Raw genomic sequence first — 572 nt, 5'->3', positions numbered from 1 at the left:
TTGAACGACTGGAACAAGATCTCCTCCCGTTTTTTGATAACCTGATGGACGCCGTGGTGCGGGAACGCGTCCATGATATAGTAGGGCAGTTGATGCGCGTATCGGAAAGACTGGACGAGGCGGTGTCGGGAAGGTGATTTTTGTAAACGGCCAGTTGATAACCGAAGATGTGTATCGCTCCGGTACAGATTACGATCAAACCGTTTTGAAACAATGGCATGAACAAAAGCCGCGGATACAATGCGCGTGTCAGGCATATGCCATGCGAGCGGAGATGCACGTGCGAAAAACGCCTCATGGACGCTATACGTTGGTCAACAATCCCGAAAACGCCGACAAACATACACCTGCTTGTCCTTACTACGGGGAGGTAGAACGGTCCCGAACAGGGGAGAGGCGAGCAGTCGAAAAGATTGGCGATCGCTTGATCGTTCATATCAAGCTGTTCCCGGAAACAGGTACACAAACAGGGAAAAGCCGGGAGACAGGGAATCAAACCGGGGTTAAAACGGAAGAACAAACGCATCGTCATCGCTTGTTTCCTTCATTCGTCTTCGACTGGTACAAGCTGG

At 50.9% G+C, this 572-nt stretch carries 1 protein-coding gene; it reads left to right on the top strand.

What is annotated here, in order from left to right:
• Positions 1 to 133: 133 nt before the first annotated feature.
• Positions 134 to 572: DUF1173 family protein (locus AB1L17_RS31480; RefSeq protein WP_412848846.1), on the top strand; the 439-nt coding region annotated here is incomplete at its 3' end.

It is taken from the genome of Brevibacillus jepli (assembly GCF_047229145.1).
In the GTDB taxonomy this organism is placed as follows: Bacteria; Bacillota; Bacilli; order Brevibacillales; family Brevibacillaceae; genus Brevibacillus.
The sequence above is the reverse complement of the archived record's forward strand: the minus strand, read 5'-3'. Positions and strand labels throughout refer to the sequence as shown.